The following is a 16,628-nucleotide window of genomic DNA, read 5'->3' as shown; positions in this document are numbered from 1 at the left end:
GAAGCCACCGCGACGCCACTCGGGGCGGCCCCTGACGGGGCCGCCCCGAGTCGTTCACGCACGCGATGGGGATCAGTGGAAGAAGTGCCGCGTCCCCGTGAAGTACATCGTCACGCCCGCCTTCTTGGCGGCCTCGACGACAAGTTCGTCGCGGACCGAGCCGCCGGGCTGGACGACCGCCTTGACGCCGGCCGCGGTGAGGATCTCCAGACCGTCGGGGAAGGGGAAAAAGGCGTCGGAGGCGGCGTAGGAGCCCTGGGCGCGCTCGGCGCCCGCGCGCTCGACGGCCAGCTTGGCGGAGTCGACGCGGTTGACCTGGCCCATGCCGACGCCGACCGAGGCGCCGTCCTTGGCGAGCAGGATGGCGTTGGACTTCACCGCGCGGCAGGCCTTCCAGGCGAAGGCCAGCTCGGCGAGTTCGGCCTCGGAGAGGGCCTCACCCGTGGCCAGGGTCCAGTTCGCGGGGTCGTCGCCGTCGGCCTGGAGCCGGTCGGTCACCTGAAGGAGGGCACCGCCGTCGATCGCCTTGACCTCGACCGGGTTGGCGGGGGCGTCGGGGCAGCGCAGCACGCGGATGTTCTTCTTCTTGGTGAGGGCTTCGAGGGCGCCGTCCTCGTAGTCCGGCGCCACGATGACCTCGGTGAAGATCTCCGCGACCTGCTCGGCCATCTCCTTCGACACCGGGCGGTTGACGGCGATCACACCGCCGAACGCCGACAGCGGGTCGCAGGCGTGCGCCTTGCGGTGCGCCTCGGCCACGTCCGCGCCGATCGCGATACCGCAGGGGTTGGCGTGCTTGATGATCGCGACGGCCGGCTCGGAGTGGTCGTACGCGGCACGGCGGGCGGCGTCCGTGTCCGTGTAGTTGTTGTACGACATCTCCTTGCCGTGCAGCTGCTCGGCCTCGGCGAGCCCGCCGGTGCCGGACACGTACAGGGCCGCGGGCTGGTGCGGGTTCTCGCCGTAGCGCAGGGTGTTCTCGCGCTCCCAGGTGGCGCCCAGGAAGTCGGGGAACTGCGAGTCGTCGACCGGGGCGTAGGAGGAGGCGAACCAGCTCGCCACCGCCACGTCGTAGGCGGCCGTGTGCTGGAACGCCTCGGCCGCGAGCCGCTTGCGGGTGGCCAGGTCGAAGCCGCCGTCCTTGACCGCGGCCAGGACGTCGCCGTAGCGAGCGGGGCTGGTGACGACCGCCACGGAGGGGTGGTTCTTGGCGGCGGCGCGGACCATCGAGGGGCCGCCGATGTCGATCTGCTCCACGCACTCGTCGTCGGAGGCGCCGGAGGCGACGGTCTCGCGGAACGGGTAGAGGTTCACGACGACCAGGTCGAACGGCTCCACCCCCAGCTCCGCCAGCTGCCGCTGGTGGTCCTCCAGACGCAGGTCGGCGAGGATCCCGGCGTGCACGCGCGGGTGCAGCGTCTTGACCCGGCCGTCCAGGCACTCGGGGAAGCCGGTCAGCTCCTCGACCTTGGTGACGGGCACTCCGGCGGCGGCGATCCGGGACGCGGTGGAGCCGGTGGAGACGAGCGAGACGCCCGCCTCGTGCAGGCCACGCGCGAGGTCCTCAAGACCGGTCTTGTCGTAGACGCTGACGAGCGCCCGGCGAATCGGCCGCTTGTTGCTCTCGGCGGTCACTGGATAACTACCTTTCGTCCCTCAATGCGATAGCCGTTGCGGGCGAGGCGCCCCACGACCTCGACGAGCAGCCTGCGCTCGACTTCCTTGATGCGCTCGTGCAGAGCGCTCTCGTCGTCCTCGGTGCGGACCTCGACCACGCCCTGGGCGATGATCGGTCCGGTGTCGACGCCGTCGTCGACGAAGTGGACGGTGCAGCCGGTGACCTTGGCCCCGTACGCGAGCGCGTCACGGACGCCGTGGGCGCCGGGAAAACTGGGCAGCAGAGCGGGGTGTGTGTTGACGAACCGGCCGCCGAAGCGGGCGAGGAATTCCTTGCCGACGATCTTCATGAACCCCGCGGAGACCACGAGGTCGGGCTCGTAGGCGGCGACGGCCTCGGCGAGCGCGGCGTCCCACTCCTCCCGCGTCCCGAAGTCCTTGACCTTTCGTACGAAGGTCGGGATGCCGGCGCGCTCGGCGCGGGCCAGTCCCTCGATGCCGTCACGGTCGGCGCCGACGGCCACGATCTCGGCGCCGTAGGCCTCGGCACCGGTGTCGCTGATGGCGTCGAGCAGCGCCTGGAGGTTGGTGCCGGATCCGGAGACCAGCACGACGAGGCGCTTGGCAGCCACGGCGGGGCCCTTTCTCGGGGGTACGTCGGTACGGTGGCCGGGCCCGCACGCCGCTCTGTACGTTCGTACGAATGCTTCGGGTTCCCGGATACGGGGAAGCCTACGAAGCGGCCGACCGTCAGCAACGATACCGGCACACCGGACAGCCCCCGCGGGACGGGGGCGTGGCCGGAAGGTAGCGTCTGGGAGGAGCCGGGTCGGGAACGCCGTTCGTGAGCGGTGCGTTCACAGGGTGACGGACCTGGTGCCACCAGCCATGTCAGCCGTACTCACCAAGGGGAAGACGCTCACTTGATGCCGGACCGCAGCCTGCGACTCCTCCCGCTCCCCCCGCAGCCGGTGCAGGGAGGGGAGCGCCACGGCGTGCTGCTGCGCGAGCGGCCCTCCTCGCCCCCGGACGCCCCCTCGGGCGGGGCCGACGGTGACGAGCGCGACGACAAGCCGACCGACGCGGCGCCGACGGACGACAACCCCTTCGCCCCGCCGCCGGAGGGCACCCCGGACCGCCCCTGGCAGCCGCGCCGCCCGGCCTCGGGCGACGGCAGCGGCAACTCCGGCGAGGGCGGCCAGGGCTCGCCGTGGGGCAGTCAGTGGAGCGACCGCCAGCCCGGCCGCTCCCCCGGCGGCTTCGGCGAGCGCCCCCGCCCCGAGGGCGGTCAGGGCAACAGCGGCGGCCCCGGTTCGGGCATGCGCTGGGACCCCACGGACCCGGCCCAGCGCCGGGCGCGCTACGCCCTGCTGTGCGGTATGTGGGCCTTCTTCTTCGCCCTGTTCAGCTGGCCGTACGTCGCCCTGCTGCTCGGCGCGCTGGCCATGTACTGGAGCATCAGCGCCCTGCGCGCCAAGCCCCGCACCCCCGACCCCGACTCCCCGGCCCCCGCGCCCTCGGGCCGCCCCCAGACCACGGCGGCGGTGACCGGCCTGGTCACGGCGTCCCTGGCCCTGGCCCTGGTGGCGGCGGGCTTCGGCGCGAAGCTGGTGTACAGCGACTACTACACGTGCAAGAGCGACGCCTTGACGAACGAGGCGAAGAAGGGCTGCGACGACCTGTTGCCGGAGCAGCTGCGCGGGGTACTGGGCAACGACGGCTGAGCACATTCAGCCCGTCCGGCGTCTGAGGACGAGGCCCGTTCAGGGCCGAAGCGGGGGTCCGGGGGCGGCAGCCCCCGGGGATGGGACGGGTAGGGGCGGCGGGGGCGAAAACCCTCACGGCGCCCCCGGAGGCGCCGCCTCCTCGTCCTCCTCCCGCCCGGCGGCCTCCCGCAACGCGGCCCACCGAGCCTCCCGAGCCGCCTCGTCCACCTCCCAGGGCACCGCCTCCACAGCAGGCTCAACGGGCAGCAAGTCGTACCCCTCCCCACCCTCCGCCGCTCCCTCCGACACCCCCGCCACCACAGGCGCCCCCTTCTCCCGCCGCCCGAACAGCCACCGTCCCTCCCCCACCCGCGGCCCGGCGATCCTCGCCACACCACCGCCCCGCACCCCCCGGCTCCCCCAGACCCGCCGCACCACAGCCACCGGCACCGCCACCCCCGCACCCCACGCCAGCACGGCCACCCCCACCTGCCACCACACCGGCCCGAACGAGGCGAGCGCCCCCACCCCCAGCGGCCCGCCCGCCACCGCGGCCAGCCCCGCCATCACCCCGGCCCACATCGCACACGCCACCAGCGCCACCCCCGCGGTCCGCCACCGCGACCACGCACCGCCCCGGCCGGCCCGCCCCACGAACCACCCCACCACCGCCCCGGCCACCACCGGCACCGCGCCCGCCGCCCAGTTCAAGGGCCCCCCGACTCCCTCCGCGGGCACCGCCGACAGCAGCGGAAACGGCGGCAGCAGCGCGACGGGCGAGGAGGACAGCGGCCCGACCACATGCCCCGCCCCCAGCAGAAACCCGGGCCCGAGGGCGTAGGAGGCGGCCCAGACGGAAGCGTTCGGCAGCAGCACCAGACACAGCAGCAGCACCGTGAACTGCCCCGACGCCCCCTCCGTCAGCCGCAGGAACGACGCCCGCGCCGCGCTCCCGTGCCACACCAGCGACACCGCCAGCAGCAGCGCCCCGCCCCCGAAGAGCACCGCGACCCCCGCCCCCGCGCCCCGCGCCGCCGCGTCGAGCCGGGCCCGCGGCCCGTCCCCGAGGAACAGCCGCCGCACCCCGGCGGGCAGGAGGATCAGCACCTCGTCCACCGCGTCACGCGGACGCCCGTACGAGGTCCACACCCCCGCCCCGGCCGCCCCCACCGCGACCAGCGGGACGCACACACCGGCCCACACCCAGTCCGGCCGCAGCACACCCCCGGCGGCATACACGGCGGCGCCCGCGCCCACGCACAGATAGCCGGTCACCACGCCCGCCCACGCGGTGCGCCCGGACACCTCCTCCCCGTCCATGGCGTCCCGCGCCGCCCGGTGCACCAGCCACACCGGCAGCACGACCAGCAGCAGCGGGGTGACACCGACCGGCGCGGGCACACCGGACAGGGTGTCGACGCGGACCAGTTCCACGCCGTGGGCCAGCAGCCACAGCGCCGCGGCCACGTGCAGGGCGCCGTCCGGCCCGCTGTCCGGATACGGCGAGCTGATCCACAGCACCATCACCAGGACGGCGAACGCCCCGAGCCCGAGCCCCGCGGCCAGCACGCCGCCGAGCAGAGCGGTGGCCAGTCCGGGCGACCGGTCGCGCAACCGGGTGAGCAGGGACGACAACGGCGATCGGCGAGCGGTCATCTGGATCACGCCCGCCATGCTCCCAACGACACGCGCTTTCCCGTCGTAACAGGCGAACCTCCGCTGTGTCGCTCAATATACGTTTATGTACCTTTTCGTACGGAGGGGCGTCCTGTGACACGGAGCCCTGCCAGCCCTCTTCCACCGCCCAAGGAACGCCGACGCCTGCGCGAGGCCGCTTCGTTGACGCAGGCTCAGGTCGCGGCACGGATCGGTGTCACCCGGGAGACGGTGCGGGCGTGGGAGACCGGCCGTACGACACCGCGCGGCCGGAAGCGGGAGGCGTACGCGAAGCTGCTGGGCGAACTGAGCGCCCCTCAGCAGGACCTCATCGACACGGCCGAGACGCTCACGCCCGTACTGACGGACCCACCCGAGCACACTCCTGAGGCACCCCCTCCTCAGCCGAAGGCGCTCCCCACCGCCGGCCTGACGCCCGCTCAGGCCTTCGACGCGCTGTACGCGTTCTGCGCCCCCGCGCTCGTCCGGCAGGCCTATCTGCTCACCGGACGCCGGGAGCTGGCCCGGGAGTCGGTGGAACGGGCCTTCCAAGTGGCCTGGCAGCGCTGGCCGGAGGTGGCCCGCGACCGGGACCCGGCGGGCTGGGTACGGGCGACGGCGTACGAGTACGCGCTCTCCCCTTGGCACCGGTTCCGCCCCCGCTACCGGCACCCCGAACCACCGCCCGCCGACCCCTCCGACCGGGCCCTGATGGACGTACTGCTCACCCTGCCGCCGCCGTACCGCCGCACCCTGGTGCTCTACGACGGGGTCGGCCTCGATCTGCCGGACACGGCGGCGGAGACGGAGGCGAGCACGCCCGCGGCGGCCAACCGGCTGCTGCACGCGCGCGAGGCGGTCGCCGAGCGGCTGCCGGAACTGGCGGACCCCGCCACGCTGCACCGCAGGCTCGCCGAAGTGGCCTCCGCGGAGCGGCTGCGCGCCGCCAGGCCGCCCACGGTGCGCACCGGCAGCGAGCGCCGGGCGAGCTTCTGGACCCGCGCCGCCATCGCCTTCACGGTCGCGCTGATCGGCACCACCGCGCTCACGCTGCGCACGGCACCGACCCGGTACGAGCCCCCGGTGCCGCCGGGGGCCACGGTGCAGGGTGTCCCGCCGAAGATGGCCCCGGGCCCGCTGTCGGAGAAGGAGCGCGAGCTGCGGGAGAAGCTGCGCGGGGAGACCGTGAGCGGGCCGCAGCGCCTGGTCCCGCGGGCGGACTGACCAAGTAGGGCGGGACAACGGAGTAAGGCCGGACAACGCCGACGGGCCCGCCCCCACCAGGGGGACGGGCCCGTCGTCAGCGTGCCGGGAAGGCTGCCGGGAGGGTTCAGGCGGAGAGGATCTCCCGCGCCAGCTTCGCCGTCTCGGTCGGCGTCTTGCCGACCTTGACGCCGGCGGCCTCCAGGGCCTCCTTCTTCGCCTGGGCGGTGCCGGACGAGCCGGAGACGATGGCGCCCGCGTGGCCCATGGTCTTGCCCTCGGGGGCGGTGAAGCCCGCGACGTAGCCGACGACCGGCTTGGTCACGTTGTCCTTGATGAAGGCCGCGGCCCGCTCCTCGGCGTCGCCGCCGATCTCACCGATCATCACGATCAGGTCGGTGTCCGGGTCGTCCTGGAAGGCGGCCAGGGCGTCGATGTGGGTGGTGCCGATGATCGGGTCACCGCCGATGCCCACGGCCGTGGAGAAGCCGATGTCACGCAGCTCGTACATCATCTGGTACGTCAGCGTGCCGGACTTCGAGACCAGGCCGATACGGCCCGGCTTGGTGATGTCGCCCGGGATGATGCCGACGTTCGAGCCGCCCGGGGTGATGATGCCGGGGCAGTTCGGGCCGATGATGCGGGTCTTGTTGCCCTTCTTGCCGGCGTACGCCCAGAAGGCGGCCGTGTCGTGCACGGCGATGCCCTCGGTGATCACGACGGCCAGCGGGATCTCGGCGTCGATGGCCTCGACGACCGCGTCCTTGGTGAACTTCTCCGGCACGAAGATGACGGAGACGTTGGCGCCGGTCTTCTCGATGGCCTCCTTGACGGTGCCGAAGACGGGTACCTCGGTGCCGTCGAAGTCCACGGTCTGACCCGCCTTGCGCGGGTTCACGCCGCCCACGACGTTGGTGCCGTCACCGAGCATGAGCTTGGTGTGCTTCATGCCCGTGGCGCCGGTCATGCCCTGGACGATGACCTTGCTGTCCTTGTTGAGCCAGATAGCCATGGTGTGTTGTGTCCTCGTCCTGAGTGCTTACTTGGCGGCGTGGGCCAGCTCGGCGGCCTTGTCGGCCGCGCCGTCCATGGTGTCGACGCGCTGCACCAGCGGGTGGTTGGCGTCGGTGAGGATCTGTCGGCCGAGCTCGGCGTTGTTGCCGTCGAGGCGGACGACCAGCGGCTTGGTGACCTGCTCGCCGCGGTCCTCCAGCAGCTTCAGGGCCTGGACGATGCCGTTGGCGACCTCGTCACAGGCGGTGATGCCACCGAAGACGTTGACGAAGACGGACTTGACGTCCGGGTCGCCGAGGATGATCTCCAGACCGTTGGCCATGACCTGGGCGGAGGCACCGCCACCGATGTCCAGGAAGTTGGCCGGCTTGACGTTGCCGTGCTTCTCACCGGCGTACGCGACGACGTCCAGGGTGCTCATCACGAGACCGGCGCCGTTGCCGATGATGCCGACCTCGCCGTCGAGCTTGACGTAGTTGAGGTTCTTCTCCTTGGCGGCGGCCTCCAGCGGGTTGGCCGCGGCCTTGTCGTGGAGCTCCTCGTACTCGGGGTGGCGGAACTCGGCGTTGTCGTCGAGCGACACCTTGCCGTCGAGGGCGAGGACCTCGCCGGAGGCGACCTTCGCCAGCGGGTTGACCTCGACGAGGAGGGCGTCCGACTTGATGAAGGTGTCCCAGAGCTTGACCAGGACGTTGACGACCTTGTCCGCGACCTCGGCCGGGAACTTGGCGGCCTCGACGATCTCGCGGGCCTTCTCCTCGGTCACGCCGTCGATCGGGTCGATCGGGGTCTTGGCGACGGCCTCCGGACGGGTGGCCGCGACCTCCTCGATCTCCATGCCGCCCTCGACGGAGGCGATGGAGAGGAAGGTGCGGTTGGCACGGTCGAGGAGGAAGGAGACGTAGTACTCCTCCACGATCTCCGGAGCGGTCTCGGCGATCATGACCTTGTGGACCGTGTGGCCCTTGATGTCCATGCCGAGGATGTTCGTCGCATGCTCGACGGCCTCGTCGACGGTGGCGGCGAGCTTCACGCCACCGGCCTTGCCACGGCCGCCGACCTTCACCTGGGCCTTGACGACGGACTTGCCACCGAGGCGCTCAGTGGCTGCGCGGGCCGCCTCAGGCGTGTCGATGACTTCACCGGCCAGCACCGGTACATCGTGCTTGGCGAAGAGGTCCCTCGCCTGGTACTCGAACAGGTCCACGCGCTTCCGTCCCTATCAGTGATCTCGCGGTTCGTTGGATGCGTGGGCGTGCCGCGAAGGGCAACGTGACGTCCGCTCTGTCACAAGGGAGGCGCACACGGTGTCCGAGCGCGCGGCATGTCCGTCTCGCAGGTTATCCCCGCTTGCGGAGGGCTTCTAAATCGGGAGTCACACCTGAGCGGTGATACCTGTCACATGATGCCGCGCTCACTGGCACGGGGTGCCGGAGGTGAGGGGCCTCACCGGGCTGGGGTCCGACCCGGTGAGGCCCTTGGTACAGCCCGAGGGGGCACGAATCGGTGCCGCCCAAGGGCTCCGGCCGGGCGGTTCCCACCCCAATGAGAACCGCCCGGCCCTTCCGCGGACCCGGCTCCCGGACACTCCGACGGCTTCGGCCGTCCGGGTGCCGGTCAGCCCGCGGAGCCTGGGGTCAGGGGGTGGGGGTGGTGAGGCGTGCGGGGGTGCAGGGGCGCGTGACGGTGGTGAGACGTGTGGCGGTGGAGCGGCGGATGTTCTTGGTCATCCGGGCGTCAGATCCTTCGGGACATCGGGGCATCACGGACATTCCGGGCCGGAGTGAGTGACCCCGGCGGGTGTCCGCCCTAAGCGGGGGCTACGGGGATGTCCCGGTACGCGTCCCGGGGCCCGTCCGCCTCGGCGCGTGCGGTGGTGCCGGGCGCCGGGCGCAGTGGGGCCCGGTGGTCGGCGGTGACGGCAGCGGTGTCGGCGTGCCTGGGGGTGCTGTGGTCGACCGTCGCCCGGTGGTCCGGGGTGCCGTCCGGTCCGTCGGCGGGCGGGTGCGGGGCGGGGGCGGGTGCGGGCAGCGTGGGAGCGGGCTCGGGGGTGTGCGCCGAGGCCTGCGGCACGGTGACGTCGTACGGCGTGCCTGATCGCGGTGCGGGCCGCTCGGTCTGCTCGTCCTGTGCCGGGGTGTGCGGCTTCGGCTTCTGCTCCGGCTCCGTGGCGGTGGGCGTGGGGGGCCTGTCCGCGGGCCGGGCGGAGAGGTCCGGGAGGAGGTCGGGTAGCTCCGCGAGGTCGGGGAGTGTGGGCAGCTCCGGCTCGTCCGGTGGTTCGGGCAGCGGCGTCGCGGAAGGTGGCGGCGGGAGCTGCTCCCGCACCTCGCCCAGTTCCTCGGTCACCGCCCCGACGACCTCGTCGACCGGGCGCACCACACCCTCGACGAGCCGCCGCCCCTCCGGAGGCAGCGGGAGGGCCTCTCCTACGCCCTTGGCCACCTGCCCGACCGACACGCGCACCTCACCCGTCAGTGCCGTCAGCCCTGTCAGCCCGGTCGGTCCGTCCTCCGCCGCCTCGGCCCGCTGGCCTGTGAGGAGCCCGAGTGCGAACAACCCGCCCACCAGCAGCGCCAGATACAGCGCACGCCGAACGGCGGCACCGGACAGGGCTGCTGGAACGGTCAAGGGACGCGGGTCCTCCGTACGACGGAACGGGCGGCGTCGATCCTTCACGCGGTTCCCTCCGGTGCGCAAGCCCCGTGTTACCGATGGGTACTCATGTCCCTTTTGCCAACTCCCCAGCTTCTTACGCCGGCTTTTACATCGCCTCCGGCACCGGGATCGGCCGCTTCTCGATCGCCGCCGCCATCACCTCCGGGAACAGGTCCGGCGTACAGGCGAACGCCGGTGCGCCCAGCGCGGCCAGCGCCGCCGCGTGCTCCCTGTCGTAGGCCGGCGCCCCCTCGTCGGAGAGCGCCAGCAGCGCCACGAACTGCACGCCCGACGCCTTCATCGCCGCCACCCGCTTGAGCATCTCGTCGCGGATACCGCCCTCGTAGAGGTCGCTGATCAGCACCACCACCGTGTCGGCGGGCCGGGTGATCTGCGCCTGGCAGTACGCCAGCGCCCGGTTGATGTCCGTACCGCCGCCGAGCTGCGTGCCGAACAGCACGTCCACCGGGTCGTCGAGCTGGTCGGTGAGATCGACGACGGCGGTGTCGAAGACGACCAGCCTCGTGGAGATCGACCGCATGGAGGCGAGCACCGCCCCGAACACCGACGCGTACACGACGGACGCCGCCATCGAGCCCGACTGGTCGATACAGAGCACGACGTCCTTCTTCACCGACTGGGAGGCCCGCCCGTACCCGATCAGCCGCTCGGGCACGACCGTCCGGTACTCCGGCAGGTAGTTCTTGAGGTTGGCGGCGATGGTGCGGTTCCAGTCGATGTCGTGGTGGCGCGGCCGGCTGACCCGCGCGCTGCGGTCGAGGGCCCCGGTCAGCGTGGCCCGGGTGCGGGTGGCGAGCCGCTTCTCCAGGTCCTCGACGACCTTGCGCACTACGGCCCGCGCCGTCTCCTTCGTGGTCTCCGGCATCGCCTTGTTGAGGGAGAGCAGGGTCCCCACGAGGTGCACATCGGCCTCGACGGCCTCCAGCATCTCCGGTTCCAGGAGCAGGGTGGACAGTCCGAGCCGGTCGATGGCGTCGCGCTGCATGACCTGGACGACGGAGGAGGGGAAGTAGGTGCGGATGTCGCCGAGCCAGCGCGCCACGGACGGCGCCGAGGCCCCGAGCCCCGCCGAACGGTCCTTCCCGGTCTGCGGTTTGTCCCCCCTGCCGTAGAGCGCGGTGAGCGCCCCGTCCATCCCTGCGTCCTGCCCGGACAGCTCGTATCCGGTGCCGTCGGCCGCCGCCCCGCCGAGCACCAGCCGCCAGCGCCGCAGCCGCTCCTGCGCCGGATCGCCCGGCCGCGCCGTCATGTCGGCCGTCATCGCGCCACCCCCGTCAACTCGTCGTCCTTCGCATCACGCCCCGAGTCCGCATCACGCCCCGAGTCCGCGCCGTCCGGCCCCGGCTCCGCCCCGTCCAGCCCCAACAGCAGCCGCACCGCCGGCAGTACGGCGTCAGCCCGCGCCAGGTCCGGTTCCGCCGCGAATCCCGGTACGCCGGAACCGGTCGCCGTCGCCCCGCCCGGCTGCCCGGGCCCCCGCCGCACCAGCTCGCCGAGCGTTCTGCGCACGCCCGGTTCGTACGCCGAGAACGTCCGCCGCAGCAGCGGCAGTACGTCCGTGAAGGCGTCCGCCGGTACGCCGGTCAGCCAGGCGTCGACCAGGCCGAGCAGCCGCTCGTCGTGCACGAGGAGCATCCCGCCGCCCGAGCCGCCGCCGACGAAGCCCTCGATCCAGGCCGCCGCGTCCCCGGGCGGCGTCCCCGGCGACAGCACGAGCCCCATCAGCCGGGCCGTCTCGTCCTGCGCCAACTCGCCTTCGTCGAGCAGGAGTCGTACCGCCCGCCCGCGGATCACACCGGGCACGGTGTCCCGCACGGACAGCACCTTGAGCACCTTCTGCCAGCGGGCGCGCAGATCGCCGTGGCCCGGGGCGGCGGTATCGCCGAGCAGGCCCACCGCGCCGTGCACCGCGTCCACATGGCGCCGAATCTCCTCGGCGGCGTCCGCGTCGAGACCCGCGCACGCCGGGGGCAGACCGACGAAGATCCGCTCGGCGAGGCCCGCGGCGACCTCCGCGAGCGCCCCGGTGTCGGTGCCGCGTACGTCGCCGTAGCGCAGGGAGCGGACCAGGGCGGGCAGGGCCTGGGCGAGATGGCCGACATCGGTGTCGAGCGCGGCCCGGTCGGCGAGCACCTTCATCACCGTGGGAAGCGCGTCCGGCAGTTCGGCCAGCAGGCACCGCTCGGCGAGGGCGGTGACGTCGGCGAGGCCCGGCGCGGAGACGGCGTCCGCCTCGGACTTGGCGGTCGCCGCGGCGAGCACGGTCGTCCCCCACACCCCGGCCTCCGCGATCCGCACGGACAGCTCGGGCTCCCAGCGCAGCCGCCAGGTCTCCCGGAAGGTGCCGGTGCTCCCGCGCGAGGCGGCCGGCTCGCCCCACGGCACGCCCAGCAGCCGCAGCCGGTGCAGCAGCCTGCTGCGCGCGGCGTCGGTCTCCTTGCGCAGGTCCAGCTCCAACTCCCGTTCCAGCGCCTCAGGCTTGAGCCGCAGCCTGCGCTGGATGCGGTCGAGGTCCCGCTGCAGTGGCACGGCGGGCGCGCCCGCCGGCACCTCACCGAGGACATCGCCCACGACCAGCCGGTCGTGCACGAGCGCCAGCGGGACGTCCGAGCCGTCGCACATGACGGCGCGCACGGCGTCCGTCGTCTCGCCGAGGCCGGGCAGGGGGCGTCCGCGCATCGCCGCGAGCGTCTCGGCCAGCCGGACCGCCTCGATGACGTGGGCGGAGGACACGATCCGGTCCTCTTCCCGCAGCAGCCCCGCCACCCTGGTCAGCCATCGCTCGACCGGCCGGTCCGGCGCGCGGAACAGATGCCCGTACCAGCCCGGCGAGTCGATGCCCGCGCCGTAGCCGCTGGCCCGTGCGAGCCTGCGGTGCGTCCAGGGCACCCAGGTCATGTCCGCCTTGACCTTGGGCAGACCCTTCAGCCGGGCCCGGTCGGCGGCGACGGTGGTCCGCTCGCTCAGCGCGGGCACGTGCCAGGCCCCGCACACCACGGCCACCGCGTCGCCGAACTCCTTGCGCGCGGCCCGGATCTGGAGCCGCATGTACGCCTCGCGCACGAGGTCCCGGTCGTGTCCGCCGCTGCCGTACACCTCCCGCAGCGCCGTCATGGCCTCCGCCAGCACGGCGAACGGCGCGAGCGGGTCGGCACCGGTTCCGCGGTGCTCGACGACGTCCTCCCACCAGCGCTCGGCGTCGTCGTACCCGGCGGCGTCGGCGAGCACGGCGAGCGGGTCGATACGGACCTGGGCGTCCGGCTCGGCCTCGCCGTCCTCCGCCTGCTCCGCCGTCTCCTTCTCCTGCTCCTGCTCCTGCTCCTTGTTGTTCTCCTTCTCCCAGGCCAGCGTGTGCGTGGCCGGGAGGTCGATGAAGCGGGCCGGTACGCCCTGGTCCAGCGCCCAGCGAATCGCCACCCACTCCGGGGAGAACTCGGCGAGCGGCCAGAACGCCGAGCGGCCGGGCTCGTCCACCTCGTGGGCAAGCAGGGCGACCGGTGGCCGCATGTCCTCCTCGGCCGCCAGCGGGATCAGCGTGTCGGCCTCGGGCGGCCCCTCGATCAGCACCGCGCGCGGCTTGGCCGCGTCCAGCGCCGCCCGCACGGCCCGCGCGGACCCGGGCCCGTGGTGCCGTACGCCGAGCAGCAGCGGCCCGGTGCGGTCAGCCTCCGTCGTCATGCCTGCCTCCCTCCCCCGTTGCCTCCTCGTGCCCGGTCACGCGCTCACCTCGCGGCAGGCGCGGTAGAAGTCGGTCCAGCCGTCGCGTTCGCGGACCACGGCCTCCAGGTACTCCTGCCAGACGACCCGGTCGGCCGCCGGGTCGCGGACGACGGCGCCGAGGATGCCCGCGGCGACATCGCCGGGCCGCAGCACGCCGTCCCCGAAGTGGGCGGCGAGAGCGAGGCCGTTGGTGACGACGGAGATCGCCTCGGCCGTGGAGAGCGTGCCGCTGGGCGACTTGACCTTGGTGCGGCCGTCGGAGGTCACCCCGTCACGCAGTTCGCGGAAGACGGTGACGACCCGGCGGATCTCGTCGATGCCGTCCGGGGCGGCCGGCAGGTCGAGCGAGCGGCCGATCTGGTCGACGCGCCGGGAGACGATGTCGACCTCGGCGTCCACGCTCTCCGGCAGCGGCAGCACGACCGTGTTGAAGCGGCGGCGCAGGGCGCTGGAGAGGTCGTTGACGCCGCGGTCGCGGTCGTTGGCGGTGGCGATGAGGTTGAAGCCGCGCACGGCCTGCACCTCCTGGCCCAGCTCCGGGATGGGCAGGGTCTTCTCGGACAGGATCGTGATCATCGTGTCCTGCACATCGGCGGGGATACGGGTCAGCTCCTCGACCCGGGCCGTCATGCCCTCGGCCATGGCCCGCATGACGGGGCTCGGGACCAGCGCGTCCCGGCTCGGGCCGTGCGCGAGGAGCTGCGCGTAGTTCCAGCCGTAGCGGATGGCCTCCTCCGGGGTGCCCGCGGTGCCCTGCACCAGCAGGGTCGAGTCCCCGCTGACGGCGGCGGCCAGGTGCTCGGACACCCAGGTCTTGGCGGTGCCGGGCACGCCGAGCAGGAGCAGGGCGCGGTCGGTGGCGAGTGTGGTGACGGCGACCTCGACGATGCGGCGCGGGCCCACGTACTTCGGTGTGATCACGGTGCCGTCCGGCAGGGTCCCGCCGAGCAGGTAGGTCGCCACCGCCCACGGCGACAGCTTCCAGCGGGCCGGGCGCGGGCGGTCGTCCTGCGCGGCGAGCGCGGACAGCTCGGCCGCGAAGGCGTCCTCGGCGTGCGGTCGCAACGCCTCGGTCGGTGTGCTCGGTGCGGTGGTCCCGGTCGTCGGTGCCACGGACGCGGTCATGGCGAAGCCCCCTCCAGCTCGGCCGGTTCGGATCTGCCACCAACCATGGACCACACCACTGACAATCGGCCCTGACCTGCGGATACGCGCTCGCCGGGCTGATTGTCAGTGGGGGGATCTACCTTCGATGGCATGACTCAGCAGGGGGTGCGCTGGAGCGCGGAACAGGTGCTGGCACTGGCGCCTGACGCCGCGTCACGCAAAGCGGGCAGCAAACTCGGCGCGGCCGGACCGTGGTCCGAGGCGGGCAGTTCCGACGAGGGGACGGTGTGGGGGCTGTGCAAGGGCAGCGGCAGCAGGCCGTATCAGACGGTGGTCGACCTCGCGGACGGGGCGGGGCCGGCGTACAAGTGCAGTTGTCCGAGCCGGAAGTTCCCGTGCAAGCACGCGCTCGGGCTGCTGTTGCTGTGGGCGGGCGACGGAGCGGCGGTGCCGCCCGGGTCGCCGCCGGACTGGGCGCAGGAATGGATCGATGGGCGGCGCAAGCGGGCCGAGGAGAAGCGGGCGGAGGGCGGTTCGCCGTCCCGTACCGCTGATCCGGAGGCGGCGCGGCGGCGGGCGGAGCGCAGGGCCGAGAAGGTCACCGCGGGGGCTACGGAGCTGGAGCAGCGGCTCTCGGACCTGCTGCGCGGCGGACTGGCGGGCGCCGAGCAGGCGGGGTACGGGCTGTGGGAGGAGACCGCGGCCCGCATGGTCGACGCCCAGGCCACCGGACTCGCGGCCCGAGTAAGGGAGTTGGGTGCGATCCCGGCGTCCGGACCGGGCTGGCCCGTGCGGCTGCTGGAGGAGTGCGCGCTGCTCCACCTCCTCGACCAGGGCTGGCTGAACCGCGACCGGCTGCCCGAGGACCTGGCGGCGACGGTCCGCTCCCGGATCGGCCTGCCCGCCTCACCGCAGGACCCGGCGATCCGCGACCGCTGGCTGGTCCTCGCCCAGTACGACACGGCGGACTCCCGGCTGACGACCCGTCGCATCTGGCTGCACGGCACCGAGTCGGCCCGCACCGCCCTGCTCCTCTCCTACGGCGCCGCGGGCCGCGCCCCCGAACTGGCGCTGCCGGTCGGACTGGCCCTGGAGGCGGAGCTGTCCCTCTACCCGGGCGCGGGACAGCTGCGGGCGGCACTGGGCGAGCGCTTCGGCGCGCCGGTGCGCACGCCGGTCCGGCCGCCGGGAACCACGACGGCCGAGGCCACCGCCCGCTACGGCGAGGCGCTGCGGGGCGACCCGTGGCTGGACTCGGTGCCGGTGACGCTGGAGCGGGTGATACCGACGCCGGACGGCGACTCCTGGCAGCTCGCGGACGCCGACGCGGACACCGCCCTTCCGCTCACCCCCACCGCCCGCTCCCGCCCCGGCCTGTGGAAGCTGGTCGCCCTCTCGGGCGGCGCCCCGGTCACCGTGTTCGGCGAGTGCGGCCACCGCGGTTTCACCCCGCTCGCGGCCTGGCCGCAGGGAGACGGGGAGGCGGCGCCGCTGTGCTGAACGCCGCCGTGCCGTCACGCCTCCGGCGCGCTTGCTCGCCTCCCCAGAAGGGACGACCGGCGTGCCCCGAGCAGGAGGGACGACCGGCGTGCCCCGCGTAGGAGGGACGACCGGCGTGCCCCGCGCAGGAGGGACGACCGTATGGACCCCCACGCGAGACGGACGACCCGCATGCCCCCAGACAGAAGGGACGACCCTCATGACCGCCCCGCAGAAGGGACGACCCGTATGACCGCCGCCTGGGAAGAGCTCGTCACCAGCGCCCTGCTCGGCACCGACCGCCGTACCCCGCCCGGCACCGACCCGGCCCGCGAGGCCCCGGTCGCGCTGCTGGACGCGGCGGCCGTGGAGACCGTACGGCGCCGGGCGGGGCTGCGTCCGGCGCGGGCGGCCGAGCGACTGGAACCGGCCGCCGGGGACACGCGTCCG

General features: G+C 73.3%; 12 protein-coding genes and 1 pseudogene. 4 read left to right on the top strand and 9 right to left on the bottom strand.

Translation table 11 applies throughout. The annotated features are described in order from the left end of the window. Positions 1-72 precede the first annotated feature (72 nt). Positions 73-1,635 carry a bifunctional phosphoribosylaminoimidazolecarboxamide formyltransferase/IMP cyclohydrolase gene (gene purH / locus GA0115233_RS19310; protein WP_093721496.1) on the bottom strand — a complete coding sequence of 521 codons (1,563 nt, stop codon included), beginning with the start codon at positions 1,633-1,635 and terminating at the stop codon, positions 73-75. Beyond that, positions 1,632-2,249: a phosphoribosylglycinamide formyltransferase gene (gene purN / locus GA0115233_RS19305; RefSeq protein WP_093721495.1), complete on the bottom strand. Its 618-nt coding sequence runs from the start codon at positions 2,247-2,249 to the stop codon at positions 1,632-1,634. Before purN ends, purH begins: the two co-directional genes overlap by 4 nt. 294 nt (positions 2,250-2,543) lie before the next feature. Between purN and GA0115233_RS19300 the strand changes: the two genes are divergently transcribed. Continuing rightward, entirely contained in the window at positions 2,544-3,341 is a 798-nt protein-coding gene (locus tag GA0115233_RS19300) for a hypothetical protein (RefSeq protein WP_093721494.1), read from the top strand. A gap of 114 nt (positions 3,342-3,455) precedes the next feature. Here GA0115233_RS19300 and GA0115233_RS19295 read toward each other — a convergent pair whose 3' ends face one another. Continuing rightward, positions 3,456-4,997, bottom strand: a complete 1,542-nt coding sequence (locus GA0115233_RS19295; protein ID WP_176711862.1) for a cell division protein PerM — start codon at positions 4,995-4,997, stop codon at positions 3,456-3,458. 96 nt (positions 4,998-5,093) lie between these two features. Between GA0115233_RS19295 and GA0115233_RS19290 the strand changes: the two genes are divergently transcribed. Further along, the gene (locus GA0115233_RS19290; protein ID WP_093721493.1) at positions 5,094-6,203 is read left to right on the top strand and encodes a helix-turn-helix domain-containing protein; all 1,110 of its coding nucleotides are present in this window, start codon (positions 5,094-5,096) and stop codon (positions 6,201-6,203) included. A 106-nt stretch (positions 6,204-6,309) separates the two neighbouring features. On the opposite strand, the gene sucD is transcribed toward GA0115233_RS19290, so the two are convergent. The 6 genes from sucD to GA0115233_RS19260 all read right to left on the bottom strand — a co-directional run bounded on the left by sucD (position 6,310) and on the right by GA0115233_RS19260 (position 14,717). Further along, the gene (gene sucD, locus GA0115233_RS19285; RefSeq protein WP_093721492.1) at positions 6,310-7,194 is read right to left on the bottom strand and encodes a succinate--CoA ligase subunit alpha; all 885 of its coding nucleotides are present in this window, start codon (positions 7,192-7,194) and stop codon (positions 6,310-6,312) included. Between the two features lie 27 nt (positions 7,195-7,221). Continuing rightward, on the bottom strand, positions 7,222-8,403 hold the full coding sequence (gene sucC / locus GA0115233_RS19280) for an ADP-forming succinate--CoA ligase subunit beta (protein WP_093721491.1): 1,182 nt from the start codon (positions 8,401-8,403) through the stop codon (positions 7,222-7,224). Between the two features lie 602 nt (positions 8,404-9,005). Next, on the bottom strand, positions 9,006-9,824 hold the full coding sequence (locus GA0115233_RS19275; RefSeq protein WP_093721490.1) for a hypothetical protein: 819 nt from the start codon (positions 9,822-9,824) through the stop codon (positions 9,006-9,008). Between the two features lie 133 nt (positions 9,825-9,957). Beyond that, entirely contained in the window at positions 9,958-11,121 is a 1,164-nt protein-coding gene (locus GA0115233_RS19270; protein ID WP_093721546.1) for a VWA domain-containing protein, read from the bottom strand. Between the two features lie 8 nt (positions 11,122-11,129). Then, positions 11,130-13,550 carry a DUF5682 family protein gene (locus GA0115233_RS19265; protein WP_093721489.1) on the bottom strand — a complete coding sequence of 807 codons (2,421 nt, stop codon included), beginning with the start codon at positions 13,548-13,550 and terminating at the stop codon, positions 11,130-11,132. Between the two features lie 36 nt (positions 13,551-13,586). Next, positions 13,587-14,717: an ATP-binding protein gene (locus GA0115233_RS19260; RefSeq protein WP_093721488.1), complete on the bottom strand. Its 1,131-nt coding sequence runs from the start codon at positions 14,715-14,717 to the stop codon at positions 13,587-13,589. A 132-nt stretch (positions 14,718-14,849) separates the two neighbouring features. On the opposite strand from GA0115233_RS19260, the gene GA0115233_RS19255 reads away from it, so the two are divergent. Then, positions 14,850-16,199, top strand: coding sequence for an SWIM zinc finger family protein (locus GA0115233_RS19255; RefSeq protein WP_093721487.1), 1,350 nt, complete (start codon positions 14,850-14,852; stop codon positions 16,197-16,199). A gap of 228 nt (positions 16,200-16,427) precedes the next feature. Further along, positions 16,428-16,628 (top strand): annotated as a pseudogene (locus GA0115233_RS19250) (hypothetical protein); the annotation flags it as partial.

The sequence above is a fragment of the Streptomyces sp. DI166 genome (genome assembly GCF_900091315.1).
GTDB lineage: Bacteria > Actinomycetota > Actinomycetes > Streptomycetales > Streptomycetaceae > Streptomyces > Streptomyces fuscus.
Note: the sequence above shows the minus strand (reverse complement) of the source record. Positions and strands in the feature narration are given on the sequence as shown.

What these genes read in the sequence shown, in the direction of transcription:
- GA0115233_RS19300 (WP_093721494.1), top strand. Translation starts at nt 2,544, where the DNA reads ATGCCGGACCGCAGCCTGCGACTCCTCCCGCTCCCCCCGCAGCCGGTG.
- GA0115233_RS19295 (WP_176711862.1), bottom strand. Translation starts at nt 4,997, where the DNA reads ATGGCGGGCGTGATCCAGATGACCGCTCGCCGATCGCCGTTGTCGTCC.
- sucD (WP_093721492.1), bottom strand. Translation starts at nt 7,194, where the DNA reads ATGGCTATCTGGCTCAACAAGGACAGCAAGGTCATCGTCCAGGGCATG.
- GA0115233_RS19270 (WP_093721546.1), bottom strand. Translation starts at nt 11,121, where the DNA reads ATGACGGCGCGGCCGGGCGATCCGGCGCAGGAGCGGCTGCGGCGCTGG.
- GA0115233_RS19265 (WP_093721489.1), bottom strand. Translation starts at nt 13,550, where the DNA reads ATGACGACGGAGGCTGACCGCACCGGGCCGCTGCTGCTCGGCGTACGG.
- GA0115233_RS19260 (WP_093721488.1), bottom strand. Translation starts at nt 14,717, where the DNA reads ATGACCGCGTCCGTGGCACCGACGACCGGGACCACCGCACCGAGCACA.
- GA0115233_RS19255 (WP_093721487.1), top strand. Translation starts at nt 14,850, where the DNA reads ATGACTCAGCAGGGGGTGCGCTGGAGCGCGGAACAGGTGCTGGCACTG.